The 20,243-nt window shown below is 33.4% G+C and carries 11 protein-coding genes; 7 read left to right on the forward strand and 4 right to left on the reverse strand.

Annotated features, from left to right (window positions below):
• The first annotated feature begins 8 nt into the window (after positions 1 to 8).
• Positions 9 to 596 carry a hypothetical protein gene (locus ISP73_02960; protein ID MBL6657547.1) on the forward strand — a complete coding sequence of 196 codons (588 nt, stop codon included), beginning with the start codon at positions 9 to 11 and terminating at the stop codon, positions 594 to 596.
• Between the two features lie 3 nt (positions 597 to 599).
• Here the strand turns inward: ISP73_02960 and ISP73_02965 are convergent, their stop codons facing one another.
• Positions 600 to 1,232, reverse strand: a complete 633-nt coding sequence (locus ISP73_02965) for a hypothetical protein (protein MBL6657548.1) — start codon at positions 1,230 to 1,232, stop codon at positions 600 to 602.
• A gap of 234 nt (positions 1,233 to 1,466) precedes the next feature.
• On the opposite strand from ISP73_02965, the gene pdhA reads away from it, so the two are divergent.
• The 6 genes from pdhA to ISP73_02995 all read left to right on the forward strand — a co-directional run bounded on the left by pdhA (position 1,467) and on the right by ISP73_02995 (position 10,009).
• Positions 1,467 to 2,462 carry a pyruvate dehydrogenase (acetyl-transferring) E1 component subunit alpha gene (gene pdhA, locus ISP73_02970; GenBank protein MBL6657549.1) on the forward strand — a complete coding sequence of 332 codons (996 nt, stop codon included), beginning with the start codon at positions 1,467 to 1,469 and terminating at the stop codon, positions 2,460 to 2,462.
• 4 nt (positions 2,463 to 2,466) lie between these two features.
• Complete coding sequence (locus ISP73_02975) at positions 2,467 to 3,708, forward strand: pyruvate dehydrogenase complex dihydrolipoamide acetyltransferase (GenBank protein ID MBL6657550.1); 1,242 nt, start codon at positions 2,467 to 2,469, stop codon at positions 3,706 to 3,708.
• Between the two features lie 64 nt (positions 3,709 to 3,772).
• Positions 3,773 to 5,866, forward strand: a complete 2,094-nt coding sequence (gene recG, locus ISP73_02980; GenBank protein MBL6657551.1) for an ATP-dependent DNA helicase RecG — start codon at positions 3,773 to 3,775, stop codon at positions 5,864 to 5,866.
• Positions 5,867 to 5,924: 58 nt separating this feature from the next.
• Complete coding sequence (locus ISP73_02985) at positions 5,925 to 8,351, forward strand: phenylalanine--tRNA ligase subunit beta (GenBank protein ID MBL6657552.1); 2,427 nt, start codon at positions 5,925 to 5,927, stop codon at positions 8,349 to 8,351.
• A 55-nt stretch (positions 8,352 to 8,406) separates the two neighbouring features.
• Positions 8,407 to 9,603 carry a hypothetical protein gene (locus ISP73_02990; protein ID MBL6657553.1) on the forward strand — a complete coding sequence of 399 codons (1,197 nt, stop codon included), beginning with the start codon at positions 8,407 to 8,409 and terminating at the stop codon, positions 9,601 to 9,603.
• Positions 9,604 to 9,652: 49 nt separating this feature from the next.
• Positions 9,653 to 10,009, forward strand: a complete 357-nt coding sequence (locus ISP73_02995; protein MBL6657554.1) for a hypothetical protein — start codon at positions 9,653 to 9,655, stop codon at positions 10,007 to 10,009.
• Between the two features lie 77 nt (positions 10,010 to 10,086).
• Here the strand turns inward: ISP73_02995 and ISP73_03000 are convergent, their stop codons facing one another.
• Genes ISP73_03000 through ISP73_03010 form a run of 3 tightly spaced genes read right to left on the reverse strand, consistent with a single transcriptional unit; the run spans position 10,087 to position 20,189 of the window.
• Positions 10,087 to 11,694, reverse strand: a complete 1,608-nt coding sequence (locus ISP73_03000) for a hypothetical protein (GenBank protein MBL6657555.1) — start codon at positions 11,692 to 11,694, stop codon at positions 10,087 to 10,089.
• A 59-nt stretch (positions 11,695 to 11,753) separates the two neighbouring features.
• Positions 11,754 to 18,764 carry a T9SS type A sorting domain-containing protein gene (locus tag ISP73_03005; GenBank protein ID MBL6657556.1) on the reverse strand — a complete coding sequence of 2,337 codons (7,011 nt, stop codon included), beginning with the start codon at positions 18,762 to 18,764 and terminating at the stop codon, positions 11,754 to 11,756.
• A gap of 48 nt (positions 18,765 to 18,812) precedes the next feature.
• On the reverse strand, positions 18,813 to 20,189 hold the full coding sequence (locus ISP73_03010; protein MBL6657557.1) for an undecaprenyl-phosphate glucose phosphotransferase: 1,377 nt from the start codon (positions 20,187 to 20,189) through the stop codon (positions 18,813 to 18,815).
• Between the last annotated feature and the right edge of the window lie 54 nt (positions 20,190 to 20,243).

The following is a 20,243-nucleotide window of genomic DNA, read 5'->3' on the forward strand; positions in this document are numbered from 1 at the left end:
AAGCATACATGAAGAAATTTCTCTACATACTTGTAGTATTTATATTTTCTACCATTTACCTAAATGAAATATCCGCTACCAACCCTCTAAACAAAAGCCAAAAAAGCTTTTATTTAGAAACCAACCATTTGTTGTTTATGCCAGCATTAACTTTTGATTATTCAAAGATAATAGACAAAAAATATGGTTATAGCTTCTCGGGAGGATTTAGTACAATCGATCAAAAAAAGGGATACATAGTCCCGCCAAATATTGGTTTTCCAATCAATAGTAGTTTCTTATACGGAAATAGAAATAGTTTTTTTGAAATTGGAGCAACAATTCGTCCTCAATTATTTTTCACAAAAGATTATGTTCACCATAATCACTTCAATTTTGAAGAAAAACTAGTAGCCAACTCTAATTTAGTATACTTAACACCTAGAATTGGTTATCGATTTCAGGATAAGAGGAAACTTTGCTTTAAAGTAAGCGTAGGACCCCAATTTAATATAGGAAAGTCACATTACACAGAATATACTGGAAGAATTATTAATAATTATGAATACCTAGAGACACTATACATTCAAATAGGTGTCGGCTTTGTTTTGAAATAGCCTTTAAAAATTTAACCCTAAATAAATATTTAAATAAAGCTTATCCGTTTTAAAATCTGGATTAGAAGTAAACTCATCAGAATTAATTGGCTTTGTTTTCGAGGATATATCTTTTAAGTGATAACCTCCAACAATATCCATAGTTATATTTCTAAAGATTATGTACTGAATGCCAGCACCTAAACCCCTTCCTAACTCCGATATTTTCTTGTCATAATCTCCATTGCTGTTCACTTTTTCATCAGTATAAGATTCAGTATAAGTTGAGTAAGTACCAAAAAGATTAAGATATACTCCCATAGGAGCATCCCAAGTAAAATAATACTTTAGCTCAGGAACAAGCATAAAACCATTATATCTGAATGCGTCAGGATCATAAAAGGGCTGTCCATCTATGTTAGCGACTTCCGCCTTTCTCTTATCTGAAAGAAGAGTCACATTAACTTTATAAGAAAACTGGGCAGCATTTCTACTGTAGCCAGGGTCAAGCAAACGTTCAAATGCTAAGGTGTACCCCTCTATTGAAGCAAAAGGCTGATATAGGCTCGTGCTCAAAACATTATCAGGCACTCTGAATGTTTGAGATTGACAAACAACAGACATAAGCATTAATATTGAAACAAGGTATTTAATCATGATGTACAAATATCAGCATTATTTTATAAGTTATTTGCATCCGTTAATATAAAATATTACGCCTTCAAAGTGTAATAATTACACGATTTAAACATTTTTTGACTGATAATATAGAATTTTACTAGATTAAAGTAGATATTTTAAATTTTAACAAAATATACATAATCACTAAAAGTCAAAACTTATTTTTTTAACTCTTTTTGTGTTAAATTTGCGACTATTATAATTAAACCTATGGCGAAAAAGATTTCAAAAGAAACTTATTTAAATTGGTACAGAGATATGCTTTTGTGGCGAAAGTTAGAAGATAAAGCATCTGCTCTTTATATCCAACAAAAAATTAGAGGATTTTTGCACCTCTACAATGGGCAAGAAGCTATCCTCGCTGGATGTAGAGCCGCTATTGATCCTACAAAAGATAAAATGATTACTGCATACAGAAATCACGTTCAGCCCATTGCTATGGGCGTAGATCCTAAACATGTAATGGCTGAGCTAATGGGAAAAATAACTGGCTGTTCTAAAGGGAATGGGGGTTCAATGCACATGTTTAGTAAAGAACATAACTTTTACGGTGGTCATGGAATTGTTGGTGGGCAAATTCCTTTAGGTGCTGGATTAGCTTTTGCTGATAAGTACAATGGAAGTGATGCCGTTACACTATGCTTCATGGGTGATGGTGCAGTTAGACAAGGGTCTCTACACGAAACATTTAACCTTGCTATGCTGTGGAAATTACCTGTAGTCTTTATCGTTGAAAATAACGGTTACGCCATGGGAACATCTGTCGAAAGAACAGCTAACCATACTGAAATATGGAAGTTAGGATTAGGCTATGAAATGCCTAGCAAACCAGTTGATGGCATGAATCCTGTAACAATGATGGAAGCCGTTGAAGAAGCAGTAGCTAGAGCACGAAAAGGAGATGGTCCTACATTTTTAGAGGCTAAAACATACAGATATAAAGGACATTCAATGTCTGACGCTCAACATTACCGTACAAAAGACGAAGTTAATGAGTATCAAAAGATTGACCCTATTAACACTACACTAGAGCACATCAAAAAGAATAAGTTTGCTAGTGAAAAAGAAATCGAAGCAATAAATCTTGAAGTAAAAGAAACGATAGCTGAAGCCATTAAATTTGCTGATGAATCACCATTCCCTACAAAACAAGATTTATATGATAGTGTTTATGAACAAGTAGATTATCCATTTATTAAAGACTAAGAAGATGGCAGAAGTAGTAAATATGCCCAGACTCAGTGATACAATGACTGAAGGTGTGGTAGCAAAATGGCACAAAAATGTTGGTGACCAAGTTTCAGAAGGTGATTTATTAGCCGAAATAGAAACAGATAAGGCCACGATGGAATTCGAAAGCTTTCAAGAAGGATTCTTATTACATATTGGAGTTGCCGAAGGAGCCAAAGCCCCTGTTGATAGAATACTTGCTATCTTGGGTGAAAAAGGCGAGGACATTACTGAACTATTGAAAGTTGAAGCAGCTCCAGAACCTAAAAAAGAAGAGTCAGCAAAAGCAGCTCCAAAGGCGGTCGAAAAACCTAAAACAGAAGAGGTAAAAACAGCAGCTCCTGCCCCTACCAAAACAAAAGAAACAACTGTTGAAAGCAATGGAAAGGCTATAGCTTCTCCTCTAGCTAAAAAATTAGCTGATGAAAGAAATATAAACCTTTCACTAGTCAAAGGAACCGGCGATGCTGGAAGAATAGTAAAACGAGATATTGACAATTACTCTGGTGGAAACTCAGCACCTTCTATTGAACGTTACACTGAAGTTGAAGTGTCTCAAATGAGAAAAGTCATTGCACAAAGACTTGGAGAAAGTAAATTTACAGCACCTCACTTCTATTTGACATGTGAGATAAATATGGACAGAACCATTGAAGCTAGGAAAGCCATTAATACTGTTTCACCAGTAAAAATATCTTTCAATGACATGATAGTTAAAGCAACTTCAATGGCATTACAGGAACATCCTCAAGTAAACTCAAGTTGGTTAGGAGATAGAATTCGTTTCAATGAACACATTCATATTGGAGTAGCTATGGCAATTGAAGATGGTCTGCTCGTTCCGGTAGTAAGATTTGCTAACAATAAAAGACTTTCTGAAATATCATCTGAAGTTAAAGAGTACGGCGTTAGAGCTAAAGCTAAGAAACTTCAACCAGAAGATTGGGAAGGCAATACCTTTACTATCTCAAATCTTGGAATGTTTGATATCGAGGAATTTACTGCAATAATAAACCCTCCTGACGCATGCATTCTAGCAATTGGAAGTATAGTTGAGAAGCCAATTGTGAAAAATGGAGAAATAGTAATTGGAAATACTCTAAAAGTAACACTTTCATGCGATCATAGAGTAGTAGATGGCGTGGTAGGTTCAAAATTCTTAGGAACTCTAAAAGGGTATTTAGAAAATCCAGTCCTATTTATGGGCTCAAATAACATATAAATTAGAGTGGAAAAGTAATTTAAGCCCTATCAATTCTGATAGGGCTTTTTTTTATCTTTATGCCATGCAACAATTATTCACTTCGATAGAATACTTAAAAGGAGTTGGACCAAAACGAGCCGAACTATTGAGAAGTGAATTACGCATTCATACCTTTAACGACTTGCTCAACTATTTTCCATTTAGATACGTTGACAAAACAAAATTCTATAAAACCAATGATGTAAATAGTGAGTTACCATATGTACAAATTATTGGGAAAATAATAGACCTTAAAGAAATTGGAGCGAGACACAGCAAACGCCTAACAGCTAAATTGAAAGACGAAAATGGAGCAATTGAACTCGTTTGGTTTAAAGGAACAAAATGGGTAAAGGACGGTATAAAAGCAAATGTTGATTATATCGTATTTGGTAAACCTAACTTATACAATGGTAAGATTAATATTGTACATCCTGAGCTAGAAATAGTAAGCAATAACAAAAATGAGGGACACAATAGTTTACAGCCCATTTACTCAACTACAGAACAATTAAGTAATAAAGGACTCACCAATAAGGCTATAGGTAAACTAACAAACGTTCTTCTGCCACAGGTCATCAATGATGTCAAAGAAAATATTTCCGATGAACTCATTAAAAAACTAAATCTTCTTCCACGAAAAGAAGCCTTTATTAATATCCATTTTCCAAAAGATAGTCAAACACTACAAAGAGCACAATACAGACTAAAGTTTGAAGAGTTATTTTTCCTTCAACTTCAACTCATAAGAATGAAGATTGTACGACAAAAAAAATTGAAAGGCTTTCCACTTTCAACCATTGGCGAACATTTTAACGACTTTTTTCATAATCATCTCCCATTTGAACTCACGAACGCTCAAAAGAGAGTGTTAAAAGAAATACGACAGGACTGCTCAAAAGAATCACAAATGAATAGACTACTTCAAGGGGATGTAGGTAGCGGCAAAACCCTTGTAGCCTTAATGTCTATTCTTATGGCGATAGATAACGGCTTTCAGACTTGCTTAATGGCACCCACTGAAATCTTAGCTCAACAACATTTTGAAACACTTAATAATCTACTTAGTGATATGCCCTTGAGAGTTTCACTATTGACAGGTTCAGTCAAAAAATCAGAACGAACTGGAATTCATGAAGGCTTAGAAAACGGACAGATAAACATACTTGTAGGCACCCACGCTTTATTAGAAGACAAAGTGAAATTCAAAAATCTTGGATTTGTTGTTATTGACGAGCAACACCGTTTTGGCGTGGCACAACGAGCTAAAATGTGGCTCAAAAACAATACGCCACCTCACATACTAGTGATGACTGCTACACCAATTCCTAGGACATTGGCAATGACGCTATATGGTGACTTGGACATCTCAGTCATTGATGAACTACCACCAGGCAGAAAAGAAATTAAAACCATTTGGAAATTAGATAGCGGGAGGCTTAATATGCTTGGATTTATACAAAAAGAAATAGAAAAAGGCAGACAAGCATATATCGTTTATCCCTTAATAAATGAAAGCGAAAAGCTAGATTATAAAGACTTAATGGATGGCTATAACAGTATTTGCAGAACGTTCAAGGATTATAACATAAGCATTGTTCATGGTCAAATGAAATCAGAGGACAAGGATTTTGAGATGAATCGATTTGTGAAAGGAGAAACACAAATTATGGTAGCAACTACAGTTATTGAAGTAGGTGTAAATGTTCCTAATGCTTCAATAATGGTTATTGAAAGTGCAGAACGTTTCGGACTATCACAACTCCACCAATTAAGAGGGCGTGTAGGAAGAGGTGCCGAGCAATCTTATTGTATACTAATGAGTGGAAATAAAATTAGTTCAGAAGGTCAAGAACGACTAAAAACAATGGTAAGAACAACTGATGGCTTTGAAATAGCTGAAGTTGATTTAAAATTAAGAGGCCCAGGAGATCTTATGGGTACTCAGCAAAGCGGTATGCTAGAATTAAAAATTGCAGATTTAATCAAAGATAATGCTATTCTAAATTATGCTAGACAACTCGCGCTAGAAGTGTTAAAGGAAGACCCGAGTCTAAAACTATCCAAAAACAAGTCAATTTTAAACCATTATAAAGAAGTAAGTAACAGACAAGTTGAGTGGAGTAGAATATCATAAAAACCAATCTGATATCACCTCATTCTTTTTATTACTTTTGTTAATAAATTTATTGTAGATGAAGATTTCATACAACTGGCTAAAAGAATATATAAACATAGACTTAGATGCTAATGTCGTTGCAAAGTATTTAACAGACACTGGACTAGAAGTAGAAGGAATAGAAATTGTTGAAAGTATAAAAGGTGGACTTAAGGGGATTGTTATCGGTGAGGTACTCACAAAAGAACAACATCCAAATGCTGACAGACTGAGTGTTACAACAGTTGATATTGGCAAAGAAAATAATCTACAAATCGTATGTGGCGCACCAAACGTAGAAGCTGGTCAGAAAGTACCAGTAGCCACAATTGGTACAATTATATACTCTGGCGATGACTCTTTTAAAATTAAAAAAGGAAAAATTCGAGGAGAAGTTTCAGAGGGCATGATTTGTGCTGAAGACGAAATTGGCTTAGGCAATAGTCATGAAGGCATTATGGTTCTTGATGCCAATGCAAAATCAGGTCAACTAGCAAGTGAATACTTTAATATTAAATCGGATATTGTTTTCGAAATTGGACTTACACCTAACCGTTCTGATGCCATGTCTCACATTGGAGTAGCTAGAGATTTAGCAGCAGTGTTACACCACAATAATATAGACTGTCAATTAAAATTTCCAGATATCAGCTCTTTCAAAGAAGGAAATGAAAAAGGATTTTCCATTGAAGTTAAAGATTACGAGGCATGCCCAAGATATGTTGGCTTAACTATTGAAAATATAACTGTTGGCAACTCACCTGATTGGATAAAGAAAAATTTAACATCAATCGGACTAACTCCAATCAATAATGTAGTAGATATTACTAATTATGTGTTGCATGAAACAGGTCAACCATTACATGCTTTTGATGCTTCAAAAATTAAAAATCAAAAAGTTATAGTTCAACAGCTCAACGAAAACACTAAATTCACTACTCTAGATGAACAAGAGAGAAAGTTGTCCTCAAAAGATTTAATCATTTGTAATGGTGATAATGAGCCTATGTGTTTAGCTGGAGTGTTTGGAGGGATTGACTCTGGTGTTAGCAACTCAACAACAAGTATATTTTTAGAAAGCGCATACTTTAACCCCGTAAGTGTCAGAAAAACAGCTAAAAGGCATTCATTAAGCACAGACGCATCATTTAGATTTGAAAGAAGTGTAGACCCAAACTTGGTAATATATGCCCTAAAAAGAGCTGCTAATCTCTTAGTTGAAATTTGTGGAGCTACTATTTCATCAACTATTAGTGATTTATACCCAGAAAAAATTAACCCCACTTCTCTAACACTGAATTATGACAAAGTAGATTCTCTGATAGGCGAGAAAATTGATAGGAGTCAAATTATTTCAATTTTAAACGACTTAGATATTGATGTTGAAACTAAAAATAATGACCAAGTTGAACTATCTATACCTCCTTACAGAATAGATGTTACTAGAGAGGAAGATGTTATTGAAGAAATTTTAAGAATTTACGGATATAACAACATTAGTATCCCAAAACAAATTAAATCGTCCATTTCATACTCTAAGAAACCCAACTCACATGATTTACAGAATACTATTTCTGACCTTCTTAGTAGTAATGGGTTTAATGAATGTATGAATAATTCGCTATCTAAATCCTCTTACTCAAAATTGATAGAAGAAATTGATGACGAAAAGCAAATAGTGCTTTTAAATCCATTAAGTCAAGAGCTTGATGGAATGAGACAAAGCATGCTATTTTCGGGTTTGGAAAACATATCATACAACCTGAATAGAAAAGCGTCTGATTTAAGCTTCTACGAATTTGGCAATACGTATCACCTAGAGAATGGTAAATATGTAGAAAACAGAAAATTAATTCTGTTAGCAACTGGAAATGCATCTTTTGAAAATTGGTATAGTCCATCCAAACAAAAAGATTTCTTTTGGATGAAAAAGCGAGTTGAGCACATACTAAAAAGACTAGGAGTTACTAATTTCAAAAGTAAAACCTCTGAATTATCTTTCCTAGATGATGCTTATACGTATACGATTAAAAAAGATGTAATTGCTAAATTTGGTAGTGTCTCAGACTCTTTACTTAGCAAGTTTGGCATTAAAAATGAAGTGTTGTATGCTGAGATAGAATGGGGACTATTAACAAGTCGATTAAAGCATAATAACACAACGTATAAAGAGATAAATAAATTCCCATCAGTCAGAAGAGACTTGGCTTTATTGCTAGATAAGGATATAGAGTTTTCTACTCTCAACACCATTGCTAAACAAACAGAAAACAAACTGTTAAAATCAGTTAATTTATTCGATGTTTATGAGGGTGATAAACTGCCAAAAGGTAAGAAGTCATATGCATTAAGTTTTGCACTAGAAAGCCCAGAAAAAACGCTTACAGATAAAGAGATTGACAAGGTTATGAGCAACCTAATTCAATCGTTTGAACAGAAAGTAGGTGCTGTAGTTAGAAAGTAAATTCAATTTGTTATATTTGACATCAACAAATTTATTAAGTAAACGCTGAGTTAAAATGAAAAAAGTTGCCCTAGTATTATTCGGTTTGTCTCTAGGATTTGTGTCCCAAGCCCAAGAGAGTGTCGTTAAAGTAAGTGGATTAGATGCCGCATTTGGCATGTATGAAGTATCTTATGAAAGAACTTTCAATGAAGGAATGAACAATATAAATGCTTCTGGAAGAACAAGAAAGCAAGGCAAATGGCCAAATATTCTCACAAAAGGTTCAATACAATTCTCAGCTGCCTTTTTTAGCTCAAAGCATGACCAAGTATTTGGTGATGGATTGACAGCTGTTATCGATACTAATTCAAATCATGACCCAGGAAATTTAGTAGGTGGCTTTCAAGTTGTAGCAGACCCACTAGAGCATTCAGTTTCACGACAAACTTCAACAAAGATTAGTGGTTTTGGATTTGGCGTTGAATACAGAAGTTACATAAAAACATATAGTCAAAAGATAGGTGACCCACCAAGAGGATGGTACGTTGCACCTTTTGTAAATATACAATCAACAACAATTGACTTTGATGATAATACTGCTCTAGAAACTAATCAGGCAATGAACTACCTCATGTACCCATCATTATATGAAGGCGATGTATTTGGCAGCTTCCAAGGTCCGTGGTTAGGCTCAGAAAACACTGATCCAGCTGCAGACAACTTTGGTTCGTTGAGTACAAGTGGAGCAATCTCAACTAATCCTAACGGTACCAATACAACTGTATCAAATAACGATTTAAGTTGGTATGATGTTTCTCACAAAACAAGTGAGTTTAGCTTAATTGGTGGTATTGCTATCGGTCGTCAATGGTTATTTTTCGATAAACTTTCATTAGACGTTCAAATAGGACCTCAGTATAAAATGGTTAGCAGAAGCGAAAGAGTATTTAATGGAAATGATACGTGGAATGTTAATCAAGTAGCTGACAATGTAAATTCAGTTGCTACTGCAGCAGGTGTTTCTCCAGATTTTTATCTACAAACAAAATTTGGTGATGTTTATGCATTTGATGGTACTGCTCCAGACTCTGATGTTGCCAATGGATATTATGGAATCGTAGACGAGAGTGGTGCGAATGTTGTTATCAAAGCTAAAGGAAATGAGTCATTAAAGTTCACTTCTGGATTTTATAGAGACTTACCTGGTTTAACTGATTTTGCTAAAATAGATACATATAGAATCAAAATAAGATTAGGGTACGCTTTTTAGTGTTCCCTGAAAATTTAGAATTTTAATTTTACTTAATAACCTTAACAATATGAATTTTAAAATAATTACATTCAGTATATTATCAGCAATAGTGCTTTCTTCTTGTTCTGACTGTTTAGACTGTCAAAGTACAACTGATATAAGTTTAACAGTTGAGTACTATTCTAATGGTACTCTAGACTCAACCGCATCTAACTCTTACAGTGGAGAGGGCTATGTCAACAGCACACTGCCTACTTCTATTACGAGTGATTTTAGCAGTTATTTGAGTCCTGTTTCTGTAAGAGAAACGTGTGGGGATGAATTGAAAAATATTAATAACTCTACAGTTTCTTTTGAAACCGTAACTGGTGATTCATCGGCACTATTCAAATACTTTTGGTCCGAAAGTTGGGTTTGTAAATAATGAATCTAAGTTTTAATCATAAAAAAAGCACATCATTCTGATGTGCTTTTTTATTATCTGTATGTGGTTAGGAGGATTTATTTTAAGTCAGATGCAAAATCTGTTCTTACACCATCTTTAAATGCAATTATAAATGCATTTTCATATCCATTATTAAAGACCTTAGAAAGGTAAGACTCAGCACTGTTGTAAGTGCTGTAATTACCACAAATGAAAGAATAGAAATCATTACCAAGTGGAATAGTTAATAAATCATCGTGTAGATAAATATCAATTGGCATGTTAAACTCACTAAAATCGCCTAATGCAACTCTAAAAACAGCTCCTTCCAAGAAGGATAAATCAACATTTTCGTTTTTAACACCAGTCTTTACGTACTCTTTATAAATTTCAGTCAACTCGTTTTTATATTTTTCGTGAAGCTTGAATGCTTTTTTAGCACTTTTGAGGTCCTCTAAATCATTGTGAATAGCCACTTGATTTTGATAAGAAAGCAAGAAGTATTTGTCTAAAGAATTACAGTCTTGTAATAAGTCTAAAGCCTTTTCACTGTTACCCATACCGTGTTGAATTACGGCAATATTATAAACTACATCTCTATCGTTATAAACAGCCTTCGATAATGTCTCTAAAATAGGGATTACTTTCTTTTTATCTCTTTTCTCTGGGCTTCTAAAGTAGGACATAGCCAAATTTACATTCACATTACTTAAAGTAAGTTGAGAGACTTTAGCTTGATTAAACTTCTTAAGAGAAGATTTAAATGCTTTAACAGCTAATGGAAATTCACCAGAGTTGAATAATACGACACCTTGATCATAATACTCTTGACCTTCTATTAATTTTTTTCTCATTCTGTCATCAAAGGCAGTAATTGATTCATTCTTTAAAACAGATTTACTGTCCCCTTTAACTTTCAATAATAACGGGTCAATACTAATACCTTTAGGTGGCTCTTCAGCCAAGACAGGCTCTTCAGGTTTTCCAGCTTTTTTGGTTTTTTCTTTCTTCTTCGCTAAAGCTAATTGCTCTTTTCTCTGTTTTTCAGCCAATACATCTTGTGCTATCTTTAACCTTGAAAGAGTCTTTTCTGCTTTTTTTGGTTGATTTATAGTTTGATAAACAGCGGCTAAATTACCATATGCTTTAAAAAACTCTTTATCCATTTTAATTACAGATTCCAATAATTCTGCCGAACGACTTTCATTATTGTTAAGGTAATTAAGAATCGCTAAGTTATATACCCACTCTTTTTCTTTGTCAATAGAATTGGTAACAAGCTCTAAATATCTCATCACTTTTTTCTTGTTTCTATCATCGTCACTAAGCTGATGAGCTACTGCAAGTTGTAGATTGACAAAGTTAAGAGCATCGTCACTAAGCTTAGCTCTTTTATAATTTTTAAAGGATGTTTTAAACGATTGAATTGCTTCGGTTGGATTGGACTGCTGTAAAAATTGAACTCCTTTGACATAGGACTCGTCAGCCAATTTAACTTGTTCTAAAGCTCTATCATTCAGTCCTTTAGTCTTGGCGTATTCCATAATCTTATTGACGTCAGAAATGATAATTAAATCATTAATTCCGATAGAAACTACTGGCTGGTCATCAGAAAAATAAGAAGACGAAAAAGCGTTTACAGAGAAAAGGGATACAATTCCAACAATTAAAAATAATCTTTTCATTCGATTTATTAATCAAGTTTTAAACTCTACGAAGGTAATGAAAATTTAAAAACTATTATTTATTGTTTCATTATCTTATATATAAGTTGTTCTTCAGCATTTAAAACATGTAAAATATACATCCCATTTGGCAAAATAGATGTGTTTATTTTCCATGAACTTTTACCAATACCACTTCCAATAACTTTACCACTAACATCTCTTAAATTCCATTCGTATTCGCTAGATGAATTGATAGTTACATTCAATTCGTCAACAAAAGGATTAGGAAAAATATTTACATCAACTCCTGATGACCAATTTGATAAATCAAGAACTTCAATTTTATAGAAACTTGATTCTCCTTTACAATCAACACTATCCGTAACAACCACTTTATAAAGACCTGGATAATCTGGGCTATATACTTCGGAATCTTCTCCTGCAAGTAACGTATTATCTTCATACCACTGGTAGGAGTAAGGTGGTGTTCCCATCGATGGGTTTTGTATGGTTGGCTGAACAACAATCAATTCGCCATCTTCAAAGGAAATAAGTGGATAAATTGCATTTCCTTCGTTAACGGAGATATCCTCAATTAAGAAACATCCATTATCATCAATCATTTTGATAGAGTACTCTCCAGCACATAAGTTTTCAAACATTAAATTATTTGTGTCTAAATTATTTAAGCAAACAAAGGTGTAGGGTTCAACACCTCCATATGTAGAATCAATTAAAATAGAGGCGTCACAATCATCATAACAGCTTACGTTATTAGCATCTAACAAGAAGTATAATTCTTCTTTTTCAAAAAACTCAAAAGTATCTGTTTGATAACAAAAACTACTTCCGTCAGGATAATTATAAAAAGCTGTTATCACATGTACTCCTGCTCCTAAGTTTGTAAACAAATTTGGGGAATTATCAACTTCAACCCAAGGATTAGCTACATCGCCTTGAAGGGCATTTATTTGAACATAACCGTCATTAAAGCCAGCACATGATATGTCGTGGGCAGTGTAATCAAAATCCATAGAAATAGACGGTACACTAACTTCAAATTCAGAAATGCAATCGAAACCATCTTTCACATTCAGTGAATAATCTCCAGCATCTAGAGATGTGAATAGTCCTTGATTCAAAAATATTGTACTATCCCATTCATCTAAAGAGTAAGAATATGTATTACTTATACTTCCAAATGCTTGAACAGTAAAGCCCCCTTCATCTGGTTGATTTGTAAGGCCATTTAAGAACGGACTGGCACAATAAACAGTATCAAGTAATAATTGTATGGTTATTGGCGTAATTTCAGGCACTTCTATATTTATGGAATCAATACAACTCAAGCTATCTTTTACAAAAATGGTATAATCTCCTTGTGATAGATTATTGAATGTATACTGCTGGCTTTCAATAAAATTCATAGTGTCATTTATAGAGAAATTATAATTTCCTGTTCCTTCTGTTGCTATCACATGAATTTTAGCAGTTCCATCGATTTTACAAGAGTCACTGATAACAGCTGGATATTGACTATCAACAAAGTTGATGGTATCAACCGAAAGGCATGGAATATTAGGAACAATCATTGAGTCTGATTTAAGACATCCGAAGGCATCTTTTAAGCTAAACAAATATGAAGTATCTCCACATAATTGAGAAAATGTACTATCTGATTGTAAAGGCATTGCCTCAATTCCATATTCAAAAGGTGTTATCCCTCCTACTGCCTTTAAATCGACTGTGGCATCACATGAATAACAACAACTTGGATCTATTGTCAGATCAAGTGACATTACTATTTCATCTGGTGAATTACACTCAACTGTTATCGTATCAGAGACACAACCTAAACTATCTTTGGCATAAATTTCATACTCTTCTCCACCAACTAGTTTTTCAATTGGAAGTGTGTTAAACGTATCTGGATTACTTACAATAAAATATTCATAGGGGGCTGCTCCTCCCAATAAATCTATCGAAATAAAACCTGTTGAATCACCATAACAAGGTGCACAGTAGCCAAGCGTATCAGATAAGACATAATTATCTATAAACAAATTTTGTTGTGGCTGAGTTAATACTACTTCCAATGTATCTTCACAGCCTACGCTATCGACAACAGAAACAATGAAGGTATCGGCTAATAACTCGATTACTACATTATAGTCAATAATAGCACCATCAATCTTAAATTCATATGGTGGAACACCTCCACTAGCTGTTAAACCAATCTGACCATCATTATTTCCAAAACAACTAATGTTATTTGTCAATGAATCGATAACTGATAAATGTAATACTGGCGGCTCGTTAACCACAAAATTAGTATCTATGATGCAATTATTAGAATCTATTATTTCAATTGTAAACGCCCCAGAAAACAATTCATTTGACAAAATAGAAGTGTCCAAGTTTATTATATAATTGAAAGGTGATGTCCCTCCATTAATAAAATAATCAACAACACCGCTACTATCACCATTACAGATCACATCAGTAACAACTAAAGAATCTAAATAGAAAGAATCTGGTTGGTTTATGAAAACTGATAAGGGTTTGGAACAACCTAGAGAATCTACTATTTCTAAATCATATGTTTGAGAGTATAAATTTTGAAATAAATGCGGATAATTATAAGTCTGAACTGAATCTACAAAATGATAGGTATATGGCTCTAAGCCTCCTGTAATATGGGGCATAAATTCGCCATCATTATAGCCATAACAGGTCACATCCAAATGTAAATCTAGACTATCCGAAACCTCAAGTGAATCTCTTTGATAAATTACAAGTTGTTCTGCACTATGACAATCCGTTGAATCAATAGCAATCAACTCATAATTACCTACAGTTAAACCAGTGAAATTTGGTGAAGACTGTACTGAAATAGTATCTGATTCTTTTATTAATATGTATTCATATGGTGTGGCTCCTAGAGTTGCTAAGCTATTTATATAACCAGAAGAATCACCAAAACAATTTATCGTATCAGTATAATCAATAATACTAAGTTTAAAAGATGTAAAATCGTTTATATCAAATGATACGGTATCGGTACACATACTGTTATCTTCAACTTTTAAAACGTATGAAGTGTCATCAAGATTATCAATAATAAATTGATTGTTTACATCTAAATTAACCGTTATAGGCTGATTATTTAACGTAAATGAAAAAGGTGGTGATATTCCTTCACTAAGTTCAAATTCCGCACTACCAAATAATGTTTGACAATCTATATCCTCTACATTTAGAGTAATTAATTCAGGGGAAATTGGGTTTGTAACAATATTTGAAGTGATTTGACTCTTACAACCCAAAGAATCTGTTACTTCAAAGACATATGTTCCAACTTGAAGGTCTATAAATTCATGAGGGTAATCGTAAGTAATCGTATCATTTACTATTCCAATGGAATAATCAGGGATACCGCCACTAACATCAATTGTAACTTTTCCTAAACCTAATCCAACACATAATACATCTTGATGCAATGTAAAATCTTCAGATAAGTGTAGTTGAGGGTTTTGATAGATACTAAATTGAACAGAATCAATACAAAGAACAGAATCAATTGCATTAATCTGATAATTTCCTGCTATTAAGTTTTGAAAGATAGTATCTGTTTGAGTATATAAAAGTGTGTCGTTTCGTGAAATAGAATATTCTATTGGTCCAGTTGCACCAGATATACTAACTATAGCACTAGCTGTAGAATCACCATAGCACGTTAAAGTATCTGTTGTGTAAGAAGATAGACTCAAAACAAAATTCGAAGTACTCATTATATCAAACACCAATGTGTCTACACACAAGTTTGAATCCAAGACAGATAGCTCATAAGAATTTGGCAATAAATCAATAAGGCTAAAATCCCCAGTATTATTTAAAGTTATGTTTTGTAACGAATCGTTTAATTTAAATGTATAATCTGCTACACCTCCTAAAAGTTGAAAATCAGCAGTACCAAATGGAGTTTGACAATTCGGGTTTGAAATATTTATGGGATTTAACATTAATTCATTTGGTTCAGTAATTTCAATATTCAAATATTTAGAGCAATTAAGACTATTAGTAATTTCAAATGAATAAATTCCGCTAACTAGACTATCAAAAATATGTGAATCATTATATTTTAAAGTGTCGTTTAGCAAACCAACTTGATAAGGTGAGCCAATACCACTTATATCAAATCCAATTTCTCCTGAGCTATCTCCAAAACATAAAATATTTTTATGCAATAATGAATCTTCATAAGCTAAAAAGTCAGGGTTCTGAAAAATATTTAATGCAACAGAATCTTGACAGCCATTTGTATCAGTTACAAAAACCTTATAATTACCTGCAGTCAATGAGCCAAAATAGTCACTAGTTTGGGAATAAAGTAATGTATCATTTTTAGAAATCTGGAAATTATATCCTGGAGTTCCACCAATCGCTGCAGTTTGAATAAATCCAGTTGAATCTCCAAAACAAACAATTGAATCTAAAGATGAAGTAATAGAGAATGATAATAAGGATGGCTCGAGAATTTGGAATGATTTGGAATAATAACATCCATTAACATCAAACACTTCAATAATATAAGAGTTTGGGAGTAGGTTATTAATAGTATAATAATCAAGTGAATTAGGAGATAGATTTAGGGTGTCTCCATTTAAGCGAATAGTATACGATGGCGTACCACCAGCAATTTTGAAAGTTGCTTGACCAGAATTATCTCCAAAACACAATATATTTTGAATATCTAATGAATCTATTTTTAAACTATCGGGTTGAGTAACATCAACAAGAGTAGAAACTGAACACATCCACTCGTCTAATAATTCAGCAGTATATTGATTTGAAGATAAACCGAAAATAGTATCAATTAAGTTATTTGAAATGTTGTTATATAGTTCGACCCCAAGAGAATCTCTTAAAATAAAATGAGCTGTTGAAGACGAGGAGTCTGATGATAAAATTATATATGCATTACTATCACTATTACATACAAGGTTTGTATGATTTACATCTAAGATTGGCGAATAGAAGTCAATACTAAAATCCAGAAAGCAATTTCCTAACTCTAAAACATAATTTGAGGATTGAGTAGGTGAAATTTCAATTACTGATGAATCTCCCAATGTTACAAAATTTTGGCCTACAACTCGATGCCATTCAACCACATAGTTACCACTTATAAATGGGCTAATATCAATATCAATTGAAGAGTCTGAGCTACATAAGGTATATACGCTCTTTATATAAGCTCCATTCGTGTTGGCTTGAATCAAATCAACGTAATCGTTTATAATAGAAATATGTACTGAATCAGAAACAGCAGGACAACTATTAGAATCTAATGCTTCTACAAAAACGAATATATTCGAAGTATCTATAAGTAATTGTTGCCCAATAGTTCCATCAGTCCATTGATAGTTGGTGAATCCAGAATCTGCAATTAGGTAGCTGTTTAAATCACAAGTTTGTGCAAAAAACAATCCATTAGTTAATTCGAAAATCAAACTAGTATCTCCGTTTAATGTTAAATTAATAAATGAACTACTTATTTCAATACTAATTAGTGTGTCAAAAATCACCTGAGAAACATCTGAGACTTCTAAGGTATAATCTCCCTCAGCCAACTGAGAAATAGAGGTGTCGGTAGATGTGAAACCATTAGGCCCACTCCATAGAAAGGTGTACGAGTTAAGTGTTTGAACATCAAATAAAATTTGACCAGAATTAGTGCCACTACAGGTATGTGTTACATCATAAGAATACGACTCCATAGGCGTAGTAAATGTGTAGGAAGAAGACCAGCCTTCAATACAATCTATCAAAGAATTAGTTCTAACTTGCACTTCATAAGTCGTTGATGGAGAAAATCCTGAAATAGATTTACTAGACAACATTTCAGGAATATTATCATCAAAAATTCCAGAAGCTACAATTTGCCATGTTCCTCCTAATTCTCTGTATCTAAAGCGGTAGCCATCAACAGTAGAGTCGGCTTGCCAGTTTATCACAACTTCGAAAGGGGTAAGCCCTGTAAACCATAAAGTATCTGGAAGTGATGGCTCAGGAAAAACAAATACTGTATCGGACTTTTGACATCCTAATGAATCTTTTACTATCAAAGTATAAGAACCACTTGTCAATGAAGTGTACACGTTATCGGTTGAGAATAAACTGTTATTTACAGAATATTCATAAGGGGATAATCCTCCTGTTGAAGATATTTGTATTTGACCGTCAGCTTGTTCTGGGCAACTAGCATCTGTAACGGTTGAAGAAATTGATAATGTATTACAAATTGTATCAACTAGTGTTACTGACACTTGATCTTGTTCTGAAATAATAGACAGTAAATTTCCGCTTTGGTCGACATTCCATAACCTCAAGGAGGCTGTATATTCTCCTAATGGGGCTTCTGGATTAAACTGATTAAATTTAACACGAACTGGCCGTACTCTTTCTTCTTCGCAATTGAGATTTTGACCACTTTGTCCACCCCAATACCCAACTGCATCGCCATTAGAATTAATAGTGTATGGAATAACTTCCCATATAGATTGAGTATTAAAATACTCTATCGTAAAATCACCTTGTTCTAAAGGTTCTGATAGATGAGAAATTATAAACTCTGGCTTAAATGACACTTGACAACCAAGATTAGTCAGTTTTACATCACACTCAGTATAGGTGTTATAGCCTACTGGGTTAATATCAAACGGACTAGACACTTCTAATTTTGCAGTGTCTGGATCACAGGAATAAGAAGTAAAAGTGTAAGAGGCCGAATCGGTGCAATTCTGAAACGTATCAGTTACAAACACCCAAATTGCTTGATTGGCTGGTAAAAAACTATTCGTAACAGAACTTGTTTGAGGCCCTCCAGGTAAGTTTCCTCCATTTTCATTTAACCATTGGTAAGTATAGAAACCCGTTCCTCCTGAAACATTGGCTTGTAATTGCCCTCCGTTCAAACTGCCTGGACAATAGGGTTCAGATAAGACTTGAAAGTCAATCAGAACGCATTGAGATAATGAAATAAAAGAGAAAAATAAAAAGAGAATAGAAAGAGAAAAATTCTTCATGATACAAGGGTTTTAAGAATAAAGCAAAGATATAAAAAAGAAGACAATCTAAACAGCATTTTTCTGAGTCTTGAAAAGGTTGACTATCGTTATAGAGATTAGTTTAACATCAAGCAATAAAGACCAATTTTCTATATACCAAACATCGTATTTCACCCTATCTTCCATGTCTTTAATATTCTTTGTTTCGCCTCTAAAACCATAGGCTTGGGCAGCCCCAGTAATACCAGGAAATACGAGTTGCCTAACCATATATCCATCAATAATTTCAGAATAACTTTTAGTATGTTTTAACATGTGAGGCCTAGGCCCTACAACAGACATATTACCTATCAATGTGTTAAAGAACTGAGGCATTTCATCAATACTTGTTCTTCGTAAAAACCTGCCGAATTTTGTTATTCGTGGATCATCCTTGTACGCTTGTTTGACATCAGACAACTTATTTAATGACATTGTCCTAAACTTATAACAGTCAAATTCTTTGTTATCTAATCCTGAACGCCTTTGAACAAAAAAGACTGGCCCCTTTGAAGTAAGCTTGATTATCAAAGCTATTATTGGCGTTAACCATGATAAGATAAACACAATAACAAACAATGAAAATATGATATCGAATATTCTTTTTACGAACCTATTAAACTCATCTTGTAAAGGCTCTTCTCTTAACGTAATAACGGGTATAACACCATACAAATCAATATTAATTTTTCGCTGTTTAAAGCTGGTAAAATCAGGTGTTATTTTAAGCCTAATCATATTATCATCACAAAATTTAATGATGCTCATTAGTAAACTTTCATCATAAATCGAATCAGAATAGAATATCTCCTCTACTCTATTATTTTTACAAAATTCATCTAATTCATCAATATGAAAACATGGGCAACTTAATTTCTGTGAAGAGGGTTTGGAGTAGAAGAATGCTTGAAGCTTATATCCATGCTCATTGTTTAGAAAAAATTGAGCGAGTTGGGTAGATTTTTCGGCAGCACCAACAATTACTATTTCTTTGTAATTATATCCAAGTCGCCTATATTTTTTAATAAGAAAAACAGAAAATATTCTCCAAACAAATAGTATTAAATAACTCAGCCCAAAAGTATAATATAAATGGTCATAAGAAAAGGAGTTTGTTTTTAAAGAGAATAAAAGTGTAGAGATAATAAGAGCGTGAACAATTACTGCTTTTAATAAATTTGATAGTACTAATTCAAACCTAGAGGCTCGTTCGTAGTCAAATAATCCAAAAAAGAACCCTAATAGCAACCAACTCAAGTTTACGATTATCAAAAGAAACAAGTATTTATCAGAAATATCAAGCGAAAAAAAAGTAATTCTGTAAGCCAACAAGAACGCAATGGTAAGGTGAAAAACATCACCAAAACTAAATAGCAAACGTAATTTTAATGCTTTAATATTCATAAAAACTTGTTAAGAAAAGGCTAAATATAAATATAGTAAGAATCGTAACTAAAT

It is taken from the genome of Flavobacteriales bacterium (genome assembly GCA_016779935.1).
GTDB lineage: Bacteria > Bacteroidota > Bacteroidia > Flavobacteriales > UBA7312.